This window comes from Prevotella sp. CAG:255, from assembly GCF_000431195.1.
GTDB lineage: Bacteria > Bacteroidota > Bacteroidia > Bacteroidales > Bacteroidaceae > Prevotella > Prevotella rara.
Window position 1 is genome coordinate 26,280 of record NZ_HF986761.1, and the last position, 21,074, is coordinate 47,353.

16 protein-coding genes and 1 pseudogene are annotated in these 21,074 nt (G+C 53.5%); 16 read left to right on the forward strand and 1 reads right to left on the reverse strand.

What is annotated here, in order from left to right; genetic code table 11:
* Nucleotide 1: 1 nt before the first annotated feature.
* A complete protein-coding gene (locus QVO66_RS00575; protein WP_021853419.1) occupies nucleotides 2-694 on the reverse strand; it encodes an MgtC/SapB family protein in 693 nt (230 codons plus the stop codon).
* 200 nt (nucleotides 695-894) lie between these two features.
* Here QVO66_RS00575 and mgtA point away from each other — a divergent pair, with 200 nt between their 5' ends.
* The 16 genes and pseudogenes from mgtA (at nucleotide 895) to cbiB (ending at nucleotide 21,034) form a co-directional block, all read left to right on the forward strand.
* Complete coding sequence (mgtA, locus tag QVO66_RS00580; protein WP_021853420.1) at nucleotides 895-3,540, forward strand: magnesium-translocating P-type ATPase; 2,646 nt, start codon at nucleotides 895-897, stop codon at nucleotides 3,538-3,540.
* A gap of 4 nt (nucleotides 3,541-3,544) precedes the next feature.
* Nucleotides 3,545-4,594 carry a hypothetical protein gene (locus tag QVO66_RS00585; protein WP_021853421.1) on the forward strand — a complete coding sequence of 350 codons (1,050 nt, stop codon included), beginning with the start codon at nucleotides 3,545-3,547 and terminating at the stop codon, nucleotides 4,592-4,594.
* An 809-nt stretch (nucleotides 4,595-5,403) separates the two neighbouring features.
* Entirely contained in the window at nucleotides 5,404-6,348 is a 945-nt protein-coding gene (locus QVO66_RS00590; RefSeq protein WP_021853422.1) for a DUF362 domain-containing protein, read from the forward strand.
* Nucleotides 6,349-6,538: 190 nt separating this feature from the next.
* Nucleotides 6,539-8,407, forward strand: coding sequence for a TonB-dependent receptor plug domain-containing protein (locus QVO66_RS00595; RefSeq protein WP_288172399.1), 1,869 nt, complete (start codon nucleotides 6,539-6,541; stop codon nucleotides 8,405-8,407).
* Between the two features lie 165 nt (nucleotides 8,408-8,572).
* Complete coding sequence (locus tag QVO66_RS00600) at nucleotides 8,573-8,749, forward strand: Sec-independent protein translocase subunit TatA/TatB (protein ID WP_021853424.1); 177 nt, start codon at nucleotides 8,573-8,575, stop codon at nucleotides 8,747-8,749.
* Nucleotides 8,746-9,516, forward strand: a complete 771-nt coding sequence (gene tatC, locus QVO66_RS00605; protein WP_021853425.1) for a twin-arginine translocase subunit TatC — start codon at nucleotides 8,746-8,748, stop codon at nucleotides 9,514-9,516. Before QVO66_RS00600 ends, tatC begins: the two co-directional genes overlap by 4 nt.
* A 26-nt stretch (nucleotides 9,517-9,542) precedes the next feature.
* Nucleotides 9,543-11,048, forward strand: a complete 1,506-nt coding sequence (locus tag QVO66_RS00610) for a 4Fe-4S binding protein (RefSeq protein WP_021853426.1) — start codon at nucleotides 9,543-9,545, stop codon at nucleotides 11,046-11,048.
* A 47-nt stretch (nucleotides 11,049-11,095) separates the two neighbouring features.
* Nucleotides 11,096-12,499, forward strand: a complete 1,404-nt coding sequence (locus tag QVO66_RS00615) for an aldo/keto reductase (RefSeq protein WP_021853427.1) — start codon at nucleotides 11,096-11,098, stop codon at nucleotides 12,497-12,499.
* Nucleotides 12,492-12,905, forward strand: a complete 414-nt coding sequence (locus tag QVO66_RS00620; RefSeq protein WP_288172400.1) for a DUF1893 domain-containing protein — start codon at nucleotides 12,492-12,494, stop codon at nucleotides 12,903-12,905. Before QVO66_RS00615 ends, QVO66_RS00620 begins: the two co-directional genes overlap by 8 nt.
* A 31-nt stretch (nucleotides 12,906-12,936) precedes the next feature.
* On the forward strand, nucleotides 12,937-13,455 hold the full coding sequence (locus tag QVO66_RS00625) for a hypothetical protein (protein ID WP_021853429.1): 519 nt from the start codon (nucleotides 12,937-12,939) through the stop codon (nucleotides 13,453-13,455).
* A gap of 657 nt (nucleotides 13,456-14,112) precedes the next feature.
* Nucleotides 14,113-14,505 carry a hypothetical protein gene (locus tag QVO66_RS00630; protein WP_021853430.1) on the forward strand — a complete coding sequence of 131 codons (393 nt, stop codon included), beginning with the start codon at nucleotides 14,113-14,115 and terminating at the stop codon, nucleotides 14,503-14,505.
* Between the two features lie 217 nt (nucleotides 14,506-14,722).
* Nucleotides 14,723-16,771: a TonB-dependent receptor plug domain-containing protein gene (locus tag QVO66_RS00635; protein ID WP_021853431.1), complete on the forward strand. Its 2,049-nt coding sequence runs from the start codon at nucleotides 14,723-14,725 to the stop codon at nucleotides 16,769-16,771.
* A gap of 67 nt (nucleotides 16,772-16,838) precedes the next feature.
* A pseudogene (locus QVO66_RS13705) lies at nucleotides 16,839-17,111 on the forward strand (heavy-metal-associated domain-containing protein); the annotation flags it as partial.
* A gap of 430 nt (nucleotides 17,112-17,541) precedes the next feature.
* On the forward strand, nucleotides 17,542-19,044 hold the full coding sequence (locus QVO66_RS00645) for a cobyric acid synthase (RefSeq protein WP_021853433.1): 1,503 nt from the start codon (nucleotides 17,542-17,544) through the stop codon (nucleotides 19,042-19,044).
* On the forward strand, nucleotides 19,037-20,080 hold the full coding sequence (locus tag QVO66_RS00650) for an aminotransferase class I/II-fold pyridoxal phosphate-dependent enzyme (protein ID WP_021853434.1): 1,044 nt from the start codon (nucleotides 19,037-19,039) through the stop codon (nucleotides 20,078-20,080). The genes QVO66_RS00645 and QVO66_RS00650 overlap by 8 nt, the downstream gene beginning before the upstream one ends.
* A gap of 21 nt (nucleotides 20,081-20,101) precedes the next feature.
* A complete protein-coding gene (gene cbiB, locus QVO66_RS00655; protein WP_021853435.1) occupies nucleotides 20,102-21,034 on the forward strand; it encodes an adenosylcobinamide-phosphate synthase CbiB in 933 nt (310 codons plus the stop codon).
* The last annotated feature ends 40 nt before the right edge of the window (nucleotides 21,035-21,074 follow it).

The following is a 21,074-nucleotide window of genomic DNA, read 5'->3' on the forward strand; positions in this document are numbered from 1 at the left end:
GCTACAATTCGCCGCCACGCAGTTCACGGCGATGCCAGCCTGCACTTATAACGCCGGCATGAGCCTGCAGCCGCCGTATTATCAGTTCTGACAAAGTCCTGTCATCACCACGTGCCTCAAAATCACAGAACACGACAAACACGCCATCAGCCTCCTTATAGAACAGCTCATTGACCCTTGCCTCGCCAAAAAGCAAGGTGTTCGTTATAATATTCCTTACGGCGTCAAGCGACTCCTTATCACATTCCACCTTTACGGTCAGCGACGCCGCCCCCTCAAACTTTGTTTCGATAAAATGGCATAAAGGCCTGAAAAGGCAATGAGTGACAAGTACACAGGCAACAAGGACCGCCAGCTCAGAGAAGAAGCCGACTCCGGCAAGGGTTCCGCATGCGGCAGAACACCATATCGTGGCAGCCGTATTGAGTCCTCTCACGTTGAATCCGTCTTTCAGAATAAGTCCTCCGCCCAAGAAGCCTATGCCCGAAACTATCTGCGCCGCAACTCTTGAAGGGTCGCCGTTTTGAGACGTTATGGCATACGACAACACCGTGAAAGCGGCAGACCCTACAGAAACAAGAATGTTGGTGCGCAGTCCGGCGTTGCGCTGCCTGCACTGACGCTCCAGCCCGATCAACGCTCCGGCAAGAAAAGCGCTGCCCATCCTTATCAGATAATCAACAAACAGAATCATAAGTTTTTTATGCAAAGTTAGCCCTGCGGCAGCAGAACGGCTGTTAGAAAATCATTAGACCCGGATTAAAATTTTATTAGAACTTTCTCTAATGATTTTCTAATACCGTTCTAATGACATTCTAACGGCCTTACAGAAAAACATTTCCGACTTTTGCAGCGCAAAAAACAATAGTATTAATCTAAAAACACGGATACGCTATGTGGAAGAAAACGCGCAAGATGAAATTAGAATTCAATGCCGAGAAGATTTTTCTGGCATCAGAACTGCCTATGAGCTCTGTGTTCAGCTATTTCCAGACAGCCCCGCAGGGCCTGAACAATGAGGAAGTGGAAAAAAGACAATCGCTTTACGGAAGAAACGAAGTGGAGCATGAAAAGAAGATGCATCCGCTGACAATGCTTATAAAGGCCTTTATAAATCCCTTCATCGGAGTGCTTACGGCTCTGATAATCATTTCGTATATTATTGATGTATATATCGCCGCTCCCGAGGAAAAAGACTTCACGTCGATAATTATCATAGCCTCGATGGTAATACTCAGCACCATTCTCCGCTTCTGGCAGGAATACAAGGCCAGCGTGTCGAGCGAGGCGCTGCAGAAGATGGTCACCAACACATGCACCGCTAAAAGAGACGACGGCACGGAACACGAGATCGGCATATCGTCGCTCGTGCCCGGAGACATCGTGAAACTGGCGGCAGGAGACATGATTCCGGCAGACATACGCATCATAGAGACGAAAGACCTCTTTGTAAGTCAGGGCACACTGACTGGAGAGTCGGAGGCTATAGAGAAGAGAGCGGAGGCAAGCGGAGGCGACAGCCGCGGGCGAAGCATAGTGGAACTCGAGAACATCTGCTTCATGGGCTCCAACGTGGTGAGCGGCTCTGCCACGGGCATCGTTGTGTCCACAGGCAACAACACGTATCTCGGCACCATAGCCCGGAGCATTGCCGGCCACCGTGCCTCTACCGCCTTCGACAAAGGCATTGCCAAGGTGAGCATGCTGCTCATACGCTTCATGCTGATAATGGTTCCGTTTGTATTTCTGGTGAACGGTCTGACAAAGGGCGAATGGCTCGACGCCTTCCTCTTTGCGGTGTCTGTAGCCGTGGGCCTTACGCCCGAGATGCTTCCGATGATCGTAACGGTCAACCTGTCGAAGGGAGCCGTTGCCATGTCGCGCAAGAAGACTATTGTGAAAGATCTCAACGCCATACAGAACTTCGGAGCCATGAACATACTGTGTACTGACAAGACCGGCACGCTGACCTGCGACCAGATTGTGCTCGAGAAGTATATAAACGCCGACGGCACAAGCGACAACAGCAGACGGATACTGCGCCACGCCTACTTCAACAGCTTCTTCCAGACAGGCCTGAAGAACCTTATGGACAAGGCCATACTGTCGCATGTAAGGGAGCTTGAGATGGAGTCTGTCAGGGAGAGCTACAAGAAGGTGGACGAGATACCCTTCGACTTCACGCGCCGCAGGATGTCGGTAGTGGTTGAAGACGTCAGCGGCAAGAGACAGATAATAACCAAGGGTGCAGTAGAAGAGATGATGCAGATATGCTCGCACACCGAAGTGGGCAACAGGGTGATGCCTTTTACGCCTGAATTAAGGGCCAAGGCTTACGAGATAAGCAAGCGCATGAACCGCCAGGGACTGCGCGTGCTGGCCGTGGCACACAAGAGTTTTCTGAGCAAGGAGAACAACTTTGCCGTTGAAGACGAGAGCGGCATGGTGCTTATAGGCTTCCTGGCATTTCTCGATCCGCCCAAGCAGTCGGCGGCCGGAGCCATAAGGCAGCTCCATGCCCACGGAATAGAGGTGAAGGTGGTGTCGGGAGACAACGACGCCGTTGTGCGCACGATATCAAGACAGGTGGGCATCGACACGACAAACGTGCTCACCGGTGCGGAGCTGAGCGCCATGAACGACGAAGAAAAGCGTGAGGCTGTGGCCAGGACAAGGGTGTTTGCCAAGGTTACGCCCATGCAGAAGACCGAGATTATAGCTCTGCTGCAGACTCAGGGCAACACGGTAGGCTTTCTGGGCGACGGCATCAACGACGCTGCAGCCCTGCGTCAGTCGGACATAGGCATATCTGTTGACTCTGCCGTAGACATAGCCAAGGAGAGCGCCGACATAATACTTCTGGAAAAAGACCTCATGGTGCTGGAGAACGGCGTGATAGAAGGGCGCCGCACCTTCGGCAACATAATAAAGTATGTGAAGATGACCGCCGGCTCCAACTTCGGCAACATGTTCAGCGTGATGGCCGCAAGCGCCTTCCTGCCCTTCCTGCCTATGCTCCCGATACACCTGCTCGTGCAGAACCTTCTGTACGACATGTCGCAGACGGCCATACCGTTCGACCGCATGGACGACGATTATCTCAGCAAGCCGCGCCGCTGGGACGCCTCCGACCTGAGCCGCTTCATGATATACACGGGGCCCATAAGCTCCATATTCGACATCACCACCTATCTGCTCATGTGGCACGTGTTCGGGTGCAGCTCGCCCGGTGCACAGTCGCTGTTCCAGTCGGGATGGTTTGTAGAGGGACTGCTGTCGCAGACACTCATCGTGCACATGATACGCACCAAGAAAATTCCGTTCATACAGAGCCGCGCATCGTGGCCGGTGATGTGCATGACGCTGGCGATAATGGCGGCAGGAATAATAATACCCTTCACGCGCTTCGGCTCGTGCATCGGCCTTACGCCCCTGCCTCTGTCCTACTTTCCCTGGCTGGCGGCAACGCTCATAGCCTACTGCGTGCTGACGCAGGTCGTGAAGGAATGGTATATCAGGCGGTTTAAGAGATGGCTCTGAGCAGATGAACAAGATTGCATGCCTCATCATCGCGGCGGCGGCATATGGCTGCTGCCGCGCCACGGCACAGGACATCAGCGCGCAACTTACAGCCGAGATGCAGGCCGACGCCGGGGGACACACCAACGTGTCGAGCCTGCTGCGCATTGACTTCACGCAGCCTTTATGCAAAGGCGTAAGGCTCGATATGGCTGTCATAAGCATAGCAAGGACGCGCAGCGGGGGCATAGACGGCAGCCGTCAGGGCTTCTCAAACATCGACGAAGACAACACCACGCTGGCTCCGGCCGTGGCCGGACTGACCTTTACATCGGGCGGCAGCATGCTGTTTGCCGGCATACGCAACATGAACGAAGACTACTTCACGTCGCACTTCATGTCTCTGTTCACCAACAGCTCATGCGGCATATTCCCAACCATATCGGCCAACTACCGCATAGCCAACTATCCGCTGGCATCCATGGGCATTCACCTTGAGCGGAAAATAAGGGAACTGACCATAATGGCATCGGTCTACAACGGCGTGGGATACAAGAGTTTTTCGGGCCGTCAGAATGTTTTCAGGCTTTGTCCTGAATCCGACGGCCTGTTTTCAATATTATCCGTAAATTATCAAAACAATGGCAGCACTTTTAATATTGGAGCTAACCTGCATTATGGCAATAACGTGCCTTATGAGGAACTTGCAGGCACCGCGACGGCAGAAAAGGCGCAGAAGACGCAGAAGAAGACAGCAACAGGGGCTGTATGGGGATATGCCGAACTGATGATTGCGCCACGGATGTGCGCCATCATGCAGTATTCGGCCAACCCGTCAAAGGGCGTCATCTGCCGGAGATATGCAGGCATAGGACTTGTAAGGACGATGCGCAATGCCGAACTGGGCGTCTTTACCGATCGCGCCGTGTATAAGGACGAAACCGAATGGGCGGCGGAACTTACGTGCCGGATAAACTGCTTAGGCAGGGGATATCTGCAGCCTGCGATACATCTGATAAAGAACTCTGACGGGGCTTACTGCGCAGGACTGCTGCGGATGAGCTACACGATATGAACCGACGATGCTGACCGTGACGGCGGAGCATGGCGGCTGTATAACGCCACGCATCATCAGCTGCATGTCAGCAACAGAAATGCGTGCCGTAGTGCATGTCTGAAATGCGAAAAAAACGTACAAAACGCCAACCGGTTAACGCCTCCAGAATAGCGATGCTCATCACGGCGCTGCGGTTTTGGCTAAAAAACAGCCAAAATAAGCATCTTCAGTTAAGCCGTTGATATATTGCGCTTTACATATTTTACGCCGTCAACCGGCAGCTTTAAAAAGTGGAAATCAGGCATTTTTTATGCCAAAAGCTATGCTTTTGCAACACAAAATGTGCCCTTTGAGCATTCAAAACGTATGCTTTCAAGGCACAAAAAGTGCCTGCTCTGCATCATCATCACGCCAAAACGCAAACAGATGTTAACAAAGCAGCATCCTACGCCCTACCCGTTTAATCTTCATTAACTTTCATTTTTCCAGATAAGAAAAAACTTTTGTCCTGATATTTTACTTCCGGACATGCCGGCGGCAGCATAAATCTGCAACGCGAATGCAACGGTCTGAAGCCGGCAGCGGCACGCATACGTCATCAGCCGGTGAGGCAGACCGATGCATGCCGTTATCGGTAAAAAAGACGCAAAAATAGGCATTTATGTAAAAATGGTACTTTTTTCTGTAATACGGATAGCGCGTCAACGGGATAATAAATATAACTTTGCAGAGCAAAGAGCAGCCGGAGCATTCACGGCAGACTGGCATACGGCAGCGCAACCGCTACCGGCAGGGACTGAAGAAACAACAAATAACACTATATGTATATGAAAACGTTAATAGCATTGGCAGCCGCGCTGCTGTTCAACTTGTGCGCGCAGGCTCAGCCTAAAGTTTACTTTACCAAAGAGATTTCGCCCGAAGCACTCGTGCGCATATACAAGGCCCTGGGCAAGGAGGCCAAAGGCCGAGTGGCCGTAAAGATAAGCACGGGCGAGGCCGGAGGCAACAATTATCTTAAGCCTACGCTCATACGCAACCTCGTAGACGAGGTAGGCGGCACCATCGTAGAGTGCAACACGGCATACGCCGGCAGCCGCAACACGTCAGAGGCTCACTGGAAAACGATACACGAGCACGGCTTCGACTCGATCTTTGCCGTCGACATCATGGACGAATACGGCGACATTAGGATTCCGGTGAAGGACAAGAAGCACATAAAATACGACATCGTGGGCGCACATCTGGCCAACTACGACTTCATGATAAACCTGGCCCACTTCAAGGGTCATGCCATGGGAGGCTTCGGCGGAGTGCTTAAAAACCAGTCGATAGGCGTGGCATCGAGCGCAGGCAAGGCGTACATACACACCGCAGGCAAGGTGCAGAGCCAGGAGGAACTGTGGAACAATCTGCCCGCACAAGACTATTTTCTTGAGAGCATGGCGGCAGCTGCCCAGGCCGTGGCCGACTATTTCGACGGAAACATCATCTACATCAACGTGATGAACAACATGAGCGTCGACTGCGACTGCGACAGTCATCCTGCCGCTCCGGCCATAAAGGACATGGGCATAATGGCATCGCTCGACCCCGTGGCACTCGACCAGGCATGCCTCGACAAGATTTTTAACCACAAAGCCTCTGCCGGCGACGACAACAAGCCGCTCATAGAGCGCATCAACCGCCAGCACGGCACATACATAACCGACTATGCGGAGAAGATAGGGCTTGGCAGCAAGACCTACACTCTCGTAGATATAGACAATTAATAACTTCTTCTACAACTGAATGAGCCGGACGGGACCCGGCAGAACACCTGCTCAAATAGCCAGAATCGTTGAAATACCGACTGACAAGTCGAATCCTAATTTTGTCCTCCAACAACGGCTGACCGCAGGAGCCGGCATCTGCCTGTCCCACCGGCTTTTATCACAGACACATCATCAGCAAGACAAACTTATGAACAAGACATTATTTTCAGCCTTATTCATCGCCTTAACTGTTACAACATCAAACGCACAGACCGACTCGCTCACATATCAGCTCGACAACATTGTCGTAACGGGCACGCGCAGCACAGCCAGCATAGGACATCTGCCTGCCACGGTTACGGTGGTGGGCCGCGAGACTCTCACAGAGACTCAGCGCACAAGCGTGCTGCCCACCCTTGCCGAATATGTGCCCGGACTGTTTGTAACCTCGCGCGGAATGCTCGGCTATGGCGTAAGCGACGGTGCTGCCGGCACTATTTCAATGCGCGGACTCAGCAGCTCGCAGGGCCGCTTCATGGTGCTCATCGACGGCCATCCGCAATATCAGGGCATCTTCGGCCACTCCATAAGCGACTCTTATCAGACCATGCTTGCCGACCATGTCGAGGTGATGCGCGGCCCGGCCTCAACGCTCTACGGATCCAACGCCATGGGCGGAGTTATAAACATCGTAACCAGAAAGATGAAGTCAGACGGCGTAAAGACCGACGTACATCTCGGCGGAGGCTCTTACGGCACATTCCAGGGCGAGCTGACCAACCGCATAAGGAGCGGCAGGTTTTACAGCGTTGTGTCGGGACAATATGCCCGCACCGACAACAACAGGCCGCGCATGGGCTTCGAGCAGTATGGCGGATACGTCAAGCTGGGCTACGACATGTCGCAACATTGGTCGGCATACGCAGACATCAACCTCACCCACTTCAACGCCTCTTATCCCGGAAGCGTGCAGGTGCCCGTTTATGACGCACGCCAATGGATTACGCGCGGCGTGGCATCTGTAGTTGTGAGCAACGACTACGGCAGCACATCGGGAGCCGTCAGTGCCTATTACAACTTCGGACGGCACAAGATCAACGACGGATATGAGGACGGCGAGCAGCCCAAGGACTATTACTTCAGGTCGGACGACGCCCTCGCCGGACTGTCCGTATACCAGAACATCAGGCTGCTGCGGGGCAACCTGACCACCATAGGACTCGACTATCAGCACATCTACGGCAAGGCATGGAACCGCGACAGGGCTTCGGGCGAGACCACTTCAGTCATAGGTCATGAGAATGAGAACGAGATAGCAGGCTACGTTGACATAAGCCAAGATCTGCTTTCGTGGCTCACACTGAGTGCCGGAATACGCCTCGACCACCACTCGCAGTCGGGCACTGAGTGGATTCCGCGCGGCGGCATTGTGTCGAGAGTTATAAGAAACGGCGAGATAAAGGCCATGGTGAGCAAGGGTTTCCGCAATCCGTCGATACGCGAGATGTATTTCTGGAAGCCCGCCAACGACGAGCTGCGCCCCGAACGCATAATGAACTACGAGCTGTCGTGGTCTCACAAGCTGCCGTCGACAGGCCTAAGCTACGGCGTCAACCTCTATTACATGAAGGGCAGCAACATCATCCAGCAGCAGATGGTGGACGGACGGCCTATGAACGTGAACACGGGAGCCATTGAAAACAGCGGTGCCGAACTCGACCTTAGTTGGAGAATAAACAGCTGCTGGCAGGTGAACGGCAACTACAGTCTGCTGCACATGCACAATCCTGTTGTGGGAGCGCCCGAGTCTAAGCTGTGGCTCGGAGCTAACTATAAGTCGGGACGATGGAACGTAAACGGCGGACTGCAGTATCTCAGCGGCCTTTACACCCAGACCGGCGCCGACGAAGTGAAGGAAAACGTTGCCCTGCTCAACGCCACCGTAAGCTACAGAGCTTGCCGCATGATGCAGCTGTGGGTAAAGGGCGAGAACCTTCTGGCACAGAAATATGAAATCAACTACAGCTACCCTATGCCAAAGGCAACGTTCATGGCAGGCGTAAACCTGTCTTTCTAAATGTAGCCGCCAGGTCGAACGATATCCCAGACATTCACTGCCGGCTAAAAGCGGATTACAGAATAATAAAAAAAACATAAACTTACACCGCCTAATGGGCGCAAAGAGAGAGAATAAAAAGAATTTATATTATTTTTGCATTGCGAACAAAACAAGAAAAACATTATGATTGGAACACCTGAACTTATTTTAATCGTGCTGGCGCTGGTGCTGCTCTTCGGCGCAAAGAAGATACCCGAACTGATGAAGGGTCTCGGACAAGGCGTCAAGAGCTTTAAGGACGGCATGAACGGCAAGATAGACGACACTGCTGAAGACAAGGAGAAGAAGAAGGACGAATGAGCAACGCTGAAAGCAACAGCGGCACGCCGCAGACGTTCTGGGATCATCTCGAGGAGTTAAGGGGGTGCATCCTGCGCATGCTTGCGGCGGCAGCAGCGGCAGCGGCCGCAGCCTTCGGCTTCAAGGAAGAGCTGTTCGGCATAGTGCTTGCTCCTGCCGACCCTGACTTCATAACCTACAGGATACTGGGCGCGGAGCCGTTTAAGTTTCAACTGATAAACACCGGGCTGACAGAGCAGTTCATGATACATCTGAAGACGGCGCTGGCCGCAGGTCTGCTCATAGCCTCGCCCTACATTCTGTATCTGCTGTTCAGATTTGTGTCTCCGGCCCTGTATGACAACGAGCGGCGCTACTCTGTAAGCATCACCCTTTGGGCCTACGCCATGTTCCTTATGGGCGTTGCCGTCAACTATTTTGTAGTGTTTCCTCTCACCGTCCGTTTTCTCGGCACCTATCAGGTAAGCGCTGCAGTGATGAACATGCTCAGCATAAGCTCGTATATGGACACCCTCCTGGGCATGAGCCTCGTCATGGGCGCCGTGTTCGAGATACCGGTGATAAGCTGGCTTCTGGCCCGCTTCGGACTTCTGAAGGCCCGCTGGATGTCACACTATCGCCGCCACGCCATAATAGTGATACTCATCCTTGCCGCCGTGATAACGCCTACATCCGACATGTTCACCATGCTTATCGTCTCGCTGCCTATATGGCTGCTCTATGAGGCAAGCATAATGATAGTGAGAATTACCGAAAAGAAACAATAATAATCTGAAAACAATATCTATAAACCATGCTAAGAAAAATAAGAATCTTGCTGGCAGCAGTAACCTTCACTCTGATTACGCTGCTCTTTCTCGACCTGACAGGCTCGCTGCACGCATGGCTCGGATGGCTGGCCAAGATACAGTTCTGGCCTGCCGTGCTGGCTTTGAACGTGGCTGTAGTGGCCGGTCTTCTGATTTTAACACTGATATTCGGGCGCATCTACTGCTCCGTAATATGTCCGCTGGGCATAATGCAGGACCTCATATCTGCCCTGCACGGCAGACGAAAGCGCAACCGCTTCAGCTTCTCGCCCGAAAAGCGCTGGCTGCGCTACGGCGTGCTGGTAGTGTTTCTGGCGTCATGCGTTGCCGGAATCAACGTAATCGTGTCGCTGCTTGCGCCCTACAGTTCTTACGGCCGTATGGTCAACAGCATCTTGCGCCCCGTATGGACGGCAGGCAACAACGTGCTGGCATCGCTTGCCGAGCGCATGGACAGCTACGCTTTCTACAGCGTTGACGTGTGGATGCGCAGCCTGCCTACGCTCATAATTGCCGCCGTGACGTTCGTGATAATTGCCGTGCTGGCATGGCGCGGGGGCAGAACTTACTGCAATACGATATGCCCCGTTGGCACAATTCTGAGTTTCTTTGCACGTTTCTCGTGGTTCAAGGTCAGCATTGACGGCGACAAATGCGTAAGCTGCCGCCTCTGCGAGAAGAACTGCAAGGCGTCAGCCATCGACGTAAAGACCGGCCGCATTGACTATAGCCGCTGCGTGGTGTGCGGCAACTGCATAGGCAAATGTAATAAGGATGCCATAAGATATGTTCACCCGGCTAAAGCTGAGGCACGCAAAGCTGAAGCCAAGCATGAAGGAGGAAACGAAAGCAGCAGCATTGACAGCGGCAGAAGATCGTTCCTGCTCGGTGCTGCAATGGCAACTACGGCTGCCGCGCTGGCTCAGGAGAAGAAGAAGGTGGACGGCGGACTGGCTGTCATTGAGGACAAGGTGCAGCCCGAACGCGCCACGCCGATAACTCCTCCCGGCTCTATGTCTGCACGCCACATGGCCCAGCACTGCACGGCATGCCAGCTCTGCGTGTCGGCATGCCCCAACGACGTGCTGCGCCCGTCGTCTGACTTGTCAAAACTGATGCAGCCGACAATGTCGTATGAGCGCGGCTACTGCCGCCCCGAATGCACCCGATGCAGCGATGTATGCCCTACGGGTGCCATCAAGCCGATAACACGCGAGGACAAGTCGGCCACACAGATAGGACATGCCGTGTGGATAAAGAAAAACTGCGTGAGCGTTACTGACGGCGTTGCCTGCGGCAACTGTGCCCGCCACTGCCCCGTGGGAGCCATAACGATGATACCGCTCCACCCCGGCACCGACTCAAAGCTAACCATTCCTGCCGTGAACGAGGCGAGATGCATCGGCTGCGGAGCGTGCGAAAACCTCTGTCCGGCACGTCCGTTCAGCGCCATCTATGTTGAGGGACACGAAGTTCACCGCACGGTATAGCTTCACCCCGATGTCTCTTTATCAACAACTAAAAAACAATTACCGTTATGAGTAAAGACATAAACAGAAGAAGTTTTCTGAAACTGCTCGGAGGCGGAGCCGTGGCCACATCGGCACTGCTCACCGCCTGCAAGGGCAACGACAATAAATCCACTGCCGCCAAGGAACCGCCCAAGGGCAAGATGACCTACCGCACCAACCCCAAAACCGGCGAGAAGGTGTCTATCCTGGGCTACGGCATGATGCGCCTGCCGGTGGTGGGAGGCAACGCCAAGAAGAAAGGAGGCGAGATTACGCCCATAGACCAGGAAATGGTGAACCGCCAGATTGACTACGCGCTGGAACACGGCGTCAACTACTTCGACACGTCACCAGCCTACTGCCAGGGACAGTCGGAGCGTGCCACGGGCATTGCCCTGAAGCGCCATCCGCGCAACAAATACTTCATTGCCACCAAGCTCTCTAACTTTAACCCCGAGACATGGACGCGCAAGGCATCTATCGAGATGTTTGAAAACTCACTGAAGGAGCTTCAGACCGACTATGTCGACTATATGCTGCTGCACGCCATCGGTGAAGGCAAAGACTCGCTTGCCACATTCAACGGCCGCTATATGGACAACGGCATACTCGACTGGCTCGTGGAGCAGCACGAGAAGGGACGCATACGCAACCTCGGTTTCTCGTATCACGGCGATGTCAAGATATTCGACCTGATGCTAAAATGGCACGACGAAGGCAAGTATCATTGGGACTTCGTGCAGATAGAGCTTAACTATCTCGACTGGAACTACGCCAACGAGATCAATCCCGTGAACACTGATGCCGTATATCTCTACAACGAACTGAAGAAGCGCAACATACCGGCAATAATCATGGAGCCGCTGCTGGGCGGACGACTCGCCAACGTGCCCGACCCCATCGTGGCCAAGATGAAGGAGCGCGAGCCCGAGAACAGCGTGGCCAGCTGGGCATTCCGCTTTGCGGGCACTCCCGACGGCGTGCTAACCGTGCTGAGCGGCATGACGTATATGGAGCACCTGAAAGACAATCTCTGCACCTACTCGCCGCTGAAACCGCTCACAAAGGAGGAAGAGGCGTTCCTGATGGAGATTGCCAACGACATATACAACCTGGACACTATACCCTGCAACGCATGCAACTACTGCATGCCCTGCCCCTACGGCATAGACATACCGGCGGTGCTGTCTCACTATAACCGTTGCATTAATGAAGGCAACATACCCAACAAAGGCTGTCAGGACCCAGACTACCGCCGTGCGCGCCGCGCCTTCCTCATAGGCTACGACCGCAGCGTGCCGCGCCTGCGCCAGGCATCCCACTGCATTGGCTGCGGCCAGTGTGTTGAACATTGTCCGCAGGGCATCAAGATTCCGGAAGAGATGCACCGCATTGACAAATTCGTGGAGGAGCTGAAGCAGAATGGATAAGCTCATCAGCATGCTCGGCCATGACGGCTGCCGCGGAGTGATGCGCTCACCGGGCGGCAAGACCATTGTGTTCAGACGCAGGGGCGTGGCAGACCTCTTCGATGCCGTAACCTCTCATCCCGACCTTACACAGGGCGCCTCGGTGGCCGACAAGGTTATCGGACTTGGTGCGGCTTTCCTGCTCGTCAAGGGCGGCGTGGCCGAAGTATATGCCGAAGTCATCAGCCGGCCGGCTGTCAGCAAACTGCAAGATGCCGGAATAAGCCTCAGCTACGGCAAGACTGTAGACCACATAATCAACCGCGAAGGCACCGGAATATGCCCCGTTGAACAGCTTACAGCGGAAGCCAAATCACCCGACGAGGCATGGAAACTAATTAAAGAATTCATAAAGCGTAATTCATAATTAATAAATCATAATTCACAATTCATAATTAATGGAAACAACAATATCACAGATACAACAGCTCAGCTACCGCGAAGGCAAGACCTACGCCCTGGCTGCTGCGTTCGTGGCAGGCAATATCCTGCTGCCTCAACTGTGCCACATGCTGCCGCAGGGCGGACTGGTGTGGCTGCCAATATACTTTTTCACGCTCATTGCAGCCTACCGCTACGGCATCACCGCCGGACTGCTCACGGCCATAGCCTCGCCGTTGGTAAACAATATGATGTTCGGCATGCCGCCGGCACCCATGCTGCCGATAATATTAATAAAGTCGGGCCTGCTCGCTCTTGCCGCTGCTGCCGTTGCATCGCGCTGCAAGAAGGTAAGCATAATAGCCGTGGCCGCAGCTATTGTTATATATCAGGCCATAGGCACAATGGCCGAATGGGGCATGACAGGCTCGATGGCTGCCGCCCTTCAGGACCTGCGCCTCGGCTGGCCCGGTCTGCTCATTCAGCTGTTCGGCGGATATGCCCTGCTGAAACTCATGGCACGCAAGGCCCGTTGACAAGACAACGCACAGCATATCGCAGACAAAAAGCCAAGATAATAGGACAAGAAGTCTTTTTAGATAAAAATCTGCCACTCGCCACATCTGCAAGTAACTCCCCAAAAAGTTACTTAAAGATGTGGCGAGTTGTTTTTTTACTTCATCACGAAACACCCAAAAGACGCCTGCCAAAACAGCCTGTCATATAAAAGGGCAAAAAATCATAAGAAAAACGCACCGTTTTCATTAACAAACGCTCAAAACAAAAGCAAATAAAACGCCGACCGTAAGCAAAACAAGACGTATTGCTTTCAAATCATTAACCTATCGTTTACGGGTCGGAAACGGGCCACTTTTGATGTAAAAGTGGCCCGTTTTTTCATCAAAAACAAGTGCTTTATAACTCCCCAGACATACGTTCTCAAGATATGCCCGAGCTGCCTGCGATTAATACGCAATCTGCATATACCATTTTCTCACTGCATCCGCAATATTATCAGCACAAAACAGCTATACCGAAATCAGTATTTTGTCTGTGAAGTTTATAAAAAAAATTAATTTGCTTTGCATTGTAAGGCTCATGCTATATATTTGCACAAAAAATTTTCATTAACGCAGCAAGGGCTGATGCAACATCCCGGCTTGTTTAACACTGTCACATAACGCACAAAAGAAATGATGAAACGCCAAGGCAACATACTGATATGCATGCTGCTGTCACTGATGATGGTGGCCGGCGGAGCTGGTTTTGTGATTGTGAAATGCTGCTGCAAGGGCAACACGGTGCAGACCGAATGCAGCAGCACATGCTGCCGGCAGTGCGACAGGCTGCACATGGAAGCCAAGTCGTGTGCCGAAACAGTGGTGATGAAGCTGTGGCCGACAACCACGGGACAGCAAAAGCCGGCAAGCGTGCCTGACGCTCAGGCCACGATGCTGCCGCCATACAGCATTGCCTCATACTGTCAGGCGCCCGCTTCAGCATATCTCATCAGCCGGTATGCGCCAAGACTGCTGCACGCTCCGCCACGGCTATATCTGGCCATGATAAGAGTGCTGATAATCTGACTTTATCCTGTTTTTTTATCATAATATTTTTTACTTACCCTTAAGTCAGGCGCCCAAGCATGCGCGCCTGACCATATCATGCCTGGCTGAAGCCTCTGCTGCAACGAGGGGCCACCAAGGCACGACGGGGGCGACAAAGACATAACGGCTGAGGCACAGACAGCACGCAGCCAAAAACTAAAGAACAATAAAAAACGGATAAAAGCAAGAATTACAGATGAACATAAGACTTACTGCTGCAGGAGCCGCACTGGCTGCCTGCACCACAATATGCGCCGGCAACGGCACGGCCTCACTGGCCACAGACAGCATAAGCCATAACGACAGCATACACCGCGAAAGCTCGCTGGGCGAGGTGGCTGTGGTGGCGCGCCGCGCCGGAACGACACGTATGGGCGGAGCCGTTAACGGATTCAACCTGAACCGCGAGGAGCTGTTCCGCGCGGCATGCTGCAACCTTGGCGAGAGCTTCACCACAAACCCTGCCGTAGACGTGAGCTACAACGACGCCACGACGGGCGCAAGGCAGATAAAACTGCTGGGACTGGCCGGCACCTACGTGCAGATGATGACCGAAAACATGCCCAACTTCCGCGGTGCGGCAGCGCCCTATGCGCTGGGCTACGTGCCCGGCCCATGGATGAAGGGCATACAGGTGTCTAAGGGTGCGGCGTCGGTGAAGAACGGCTACGAGGCCATAACAGGACAGATAAACGTAGACTACAAGAAACCCGAGGACGAAGAGGGCATAGAGGTAAACCTCTTCGGCGACACAAAGAGCCGCATAGAGGCCAACGCCGATGCCAACCTGCACATAAACAAGCAGCTGAGCACGGAGGTGCTGATGCACTACGAGAACAGCTTTGAGAATCACGACGACAACGGCGACGGCTTCTACGACAAGCCGAAGGTGGAGCAATATAACCTGCAGAACAGATGGCTCTGGGCAGGAGAAAAGTATATATTCCACGGAGGCATAGGCGCACTGAAGGAGCACCGCAACGGCGGACAGACAGGCCACCGCGGCAACGACGGCGCCGAACTGTTCAGGATAGGGCTCGACACGGAGCGGTATGAGGCCTACATGAAGCACGCCTTCATCATAGACCGCCACAAGGGCACCAACATAGCCCTCATGGCATCGGGCTCGATGCACATGCTCGACGCCGGATACGGACACAAGACATATGACGTGAACGAGAAGAACGTGTATGCATCGCTGGTGTTTGAGACCAACTTCACCAAGATGCACAACCTGTCGGCCGGACTGAGCCTCAACCACGACTATCTGGGACAGACCGTGCGCATGGTGAACGACAAGGAGGCATCGCCCGTAAGGATGAACGAGAAGGAGACCGTGCCCGGCATATATGCCCAATATACATTCAACCTCGACCACCGGCTGACAGCCATGGCGGGCATAAGGGCCGACCACAGTTCGGTGTACGGCACATTCGTAACGCCGCGCCTGCACCTGAAATACATGCCCACTGACATACTTACGCTGCGCCTCTCGGCTGGCAAGGGCTACCGCACACCGCACGCTTTGGCCGAAAACAACTATCTGCTGGCGAGCGGACGCCGGCTCGTGATAGACGACCTTGAGCAGGAGGAGGCATGGAACTACGGGGCGAGTGCCGCACTGAACATTCCGCTGCTGGGCGAGACGCTGAAGCTCAACGCCGAATACTACTACACACGCTTCATGGCGCAGGCCGTAACCGACTATGACACCGACCCGGGCGTGATACACATAGGCAACCTGAACGGCAAGTCGTATTCACACACGCTGCAGATAGACGCCACCTACCCCATATTCAAGGGCATGACGCTCACGGCAGCCTACCGTCTGAACGACGTGAAGGCCACCTACGGCGGCCGACTGCTCGAAAAACCGCTGACAAGCAAATACAAGGGACTTATCACGGCATCATACAAGACGCCGCTCGGCCTGTGGCAGTTTGACGCCACGCTGCAGCTCAACGGCGGCGGCCGGATGCCCGATCCTTACGAACTGCCGGACGGTACAATGTCGTGGAACAAGCGCTTCGGCTCATACGAGCAGCTCAGCGCACAGATAACGCGCTGGTTCCGCCACTGGTCGGTATACGTCGGAGGCGAAAACCTTACCGGCTTCACCCAGAAGACATCTATCTACGGCGCCGACAATCCATGGGGCACGGGCTTCGAGCCTACGCTTGTATGGGGCCCCGTGCACGGCCGCATGTTCTATGCCGGAGTGAGGATAAACATCGGAAGGATGTAGTAAGCCGAACAATGTACAGACAAATTATTATACAAAAAATAAAACCAAACAGATAAAACAGAAAGTTATGAAACGACATTTTTTATTATTGACATTGGCGCTATGCGCTATCACAAGTTTTGCCAAAGACATCAAGACCATCATCGTAACCACAAATCCGCAGATGCACTGCGAGGCATGCGAGAACAAGATTAAGAGCAACATGCGCTTCGAGAAGGGCATAAAGGCAATAGAGACAAACATTAGCCGGCAGGAGGTTACACTGACCTACGACGCCGACAAGACAACGCCCGAAAAACTGATGAAGGGCTTTGAGAAAATCGGATATACGGCTACTGTTAAGACCGGCTGCGACAAGAAGCAAACTTGCTGCGAGAAACAGCAGGCAAGTTGCGGACCAAAACAGAATTGCTGCGACAAGGCACAGACGGGCTGCAGCAAACAACAGGCAAACTGTGAGAAAAAACAGAACTGCTGCGACAAGCAACAGACAGGATGCAAACAAGACTGCAAAAATTGCAGCAAAACCGAATGCTGTAAGAAGAAGTAAAACGCAGACAGGCTGATACATAAATAACTCAATGGGGGATGCAACTGCCGGATTAAACATCGGCAGACGCATCCCCCGATTATTTTATATTTGCCTGATTGACCGTATAAGTTACACGGCAGTTTTCAACAAAAAAGCGCAACACAGCAGTATGTTCTGATTTTTATCCGTAACTTTGCATTTCGGAACATAGATAAAATCTTACTTAAGGAAAGTAAAAATGAAGAAACTTCACCCCATAATGTTCGCAGGAACAGGCAGCGACGTAGGCAAGAGCGTTGTGGCGGCCGGTTTCTGCCGCATATTCAAACAGGACGGATACTGTCCGGCACCATTTAAGGCGCAAAACATGGCGCTCAACTCTTATGCCACGCCCGACGGGCTGGAGATAGGAAGGGCGCAGGCCGTGCAGGCCGAGGCAGCAGGACTCAGTCCGCATACGGACATGAACCCGCTGCTGCTGAAACCGCAGACCGACAAGACGTGTCAGGTGGTGCTCAACGGACGGCCAATAGGCAACCGCGACGCCTACAGCTACTTCAACCCCAAGGGGCGCGACGTGCTGCGCAACGAGGTGAACGCCGCATTCGACAGACTCAACAGCCGCTACAATCCTGTTGTCATGGAGGGCGCCGGAAGCATATCGGAGATTAACCTGCGCGAGACTGACCTCGTGAACATGCCGATGGCAATGTATGCAGGAGCCGACGTGATACTCGTTGCAGACATCGACCGCGGGGGAGTGTTCGCCAGTGCCTACGGCTCGGTGATGCTTCAGCGTCCCGAAGAGCGCAAGCGCATAAAGGGCATACTGATAAACAAGTTCAGAGGCGACATCAGACTGTTTGAACCGGGCGTCAAGATGATTGAGGAACTGTGCGGAGTGCCCGTCATAGGTGTGCTGCCCTACTTCAAGGACATCTTCGTAGAGGAGGAAGACAACCTGCAGCTGGCGTCGAAGGCACGCCATGCATCCGGCAACGGCAAGGTGAGCGTGGCAGTGGTGCTGCTGCGCCACATAAGCAACTTCACTGACTTCAACATGCTTGAGCGTGACAGTCGTGTAAATCTTTATTATGCCGACAGCGCCGAAGACATAAGCAAGGCCGACATCATAATAATTCCGGGCAGCAAGAGCACCCTGGCCGACCTCAGCCTTCTGCGCAAGAGCGGCATGGCACAGGCCATAATCAAGGCAGCCGAAAGCGGAAAGACCGTAGTGGGCATCTGCGGCGGCTATCAGATGATGGGCACGATGATAAGCGACCCCGAAGGCATTGAGGGCAGCATAAGCGGCATGCCCGGACTGGGACTGCTGCCCATGCACACCGTGATGAACCGCGAGAAGACGACAAAACAGGTAAGATTCGGACTCAACGGCAGCGGCAGCTGCGACATGGAGGGCTACGAGATACACAACGGGCGCACCGAGGCCGACAGCGGCAGCAGCATAAGGCCGCTTTGCACACGGCAGGACGGCACGCACGACGGATGCATCGCAGGCGAAAGGTGCATGGGAACTTATATCCACGGCATATTGGACAACAGCGGATTTGTTGACTTTCTGCTGAGTCCCTACACACAGGAGGAACACTCAAAGAGCGAAACGGACAACTGGAAAGAGTTTAAGGACGAACAATACGACAAACTAGCTGACCTGATACGCCGCAACGTGGACATGAAACTGGTTTACGAAATTCTGCAAAACGACAACGATGATTAACGGACACGGAGACGACCTATATAAATATAATGTGGAGGTGAAGTCGAACTTCAGCTCTAACATCTACTCGCACGCCGACCTGAGCGGTCTGAAAAAGTATCTGGCCGGCCGCATGGACGTAATAGGCAGCTATCCCGAGCCTGAACCTTACTCGCTCGAAAAGGCTCTGGCTGAAGAATGTGGCATAGAGGCGAACGAGATTATGGTTACCAACGGAGCAACCGAAGCCATCTACCTGGCGGCAAGGCTCACAAACGAGAAACTTGCCGGCAGCGGCATCAATCTGATCAGCATGCCGACATTCAGCGAATATGCCGACGCATGCAGGATGGCCGGAGGCAAGACCATGAGCAGCGAAAGCGGATACAGAGGCGAGGCAACTCACTGGATGTGCAACCCTAACAACCCTACGGGCACCGTTATCGGCGGAAAAGAACTGCTGAACATAGCCGCAGAAAGCAAGGACGACATCTTCGTGATAGACCAGAGCTATGAACACTACACCACCCTCAAGCTGATTTCTGACCGCGAGGCTGCCGACGCTGGCAACATCATCCTGATACACTCCATGACAAAGCAGTTCTGCATACCCGGACTGCGGCTCGGATACGTAACGGCAGCGCCGCAGCTAATCGGCCGGCTGAAGGCCCTGCGCCATCCGTGGAGCGTAAACGCACTGGCCATCGAGGCGGGACTTTACCTCATACAGAACAAAGAGAAGGCGATATCTGATGTCGGCGGCCTGCTCGACGAGGCACAGAGACTGAGAAACGAGCTGAACAAGATTGACGGAGTGAGCGTCAGACCAACGATGACAAACTTTATGCTCGCAAGCCTTAAGGGGCGCAAGGCAGCCGACCTGAAGGAGTTTTTGGTGAACAGCTACGGTATACTGATACGCGACGCGTCTAACTTCGAAGGACTCGACAGCTCGTATTTCAGGGTGGCGGCACAGACACGCACCGAAAACGACATGCTCGTAATGGCGATAAAAGACTTTATGAGTCACGACCGTTACAGACAACAAGACAAATAACTCTACTGCATAAGGAACAAAATGACACCTATAATATCAATAATAGCCGGATGGACGGCCGACCGTCTGCTTGGCGACCCAGAGCGTCTGCCCCACCCCGTCGTGTGGTTCGGCAAGGCCATAGCAGCAGGCGAACGCAGGCTAAACAAAGGCAGCCACCGCAAAGCAAAAGGAGCCGCAATGTCTGTCTCGCTCACTATAATCACCTTTGCCGTTACGGCGGCGATAATAATGCTCGCCGAGATGCTGTCGCACACGGCAGCCATCATCATCCAGGCCTTGCTGATATTCTATTGTCTTGCCGGACAGACGCTGATAAAAGAAGTGAAGGGCGTGTTCGAGGCACTCGACAGGTCGCTCGACTGCGGACGCAAGCAAGTGTCGAGGATTGTCGGACGCGACACATCACAGCTTACCGACAACGAGGTAAGAAAAGCAGCACTCGAAACTCTTGCCGAAAATCTCAGCGACGGAGTAATCGCTCCGGTGTTCTGGCTCATAGTTCTCGGTGTGCCGGGCATGATGGCGTATAAGATGATAAATACGCTCGACTCGATGATAGGCTACCGCACCGAGCGCTATAAAGACTTCGGTATGGTGGCGGCGCGCACCGACGACGCAGCCAACTTTCTGCCGGCACGGCTCACGGCGCTGCTCATGGTGCTCATGTCCGGAAGGCCCGCGCTGCTCAAGTTTGTTGCAACAAACGGACGTAAACATGCAAGTCCGAACAGCGGCTACCCCGAAGCAGCCCTGGCAGGAATACTAAACTGTCGCTTCGGCGGAGGGCACACCTACTTCAACGAATATTTCTACAAGCCCTACATTGGCGACAACGAACGGCAACTTACAACTGAAGACATGAGAAAAGCCGTAAAGATAAGCCGCAGGACAGAGCTGGCCATGCTGCTGATAACACTCGCGGCGGAAACCGCACTTGCGGCAATAATATAAAGACATAGGCCCCTCAATCCGGATAATTGCAAGCGACAAA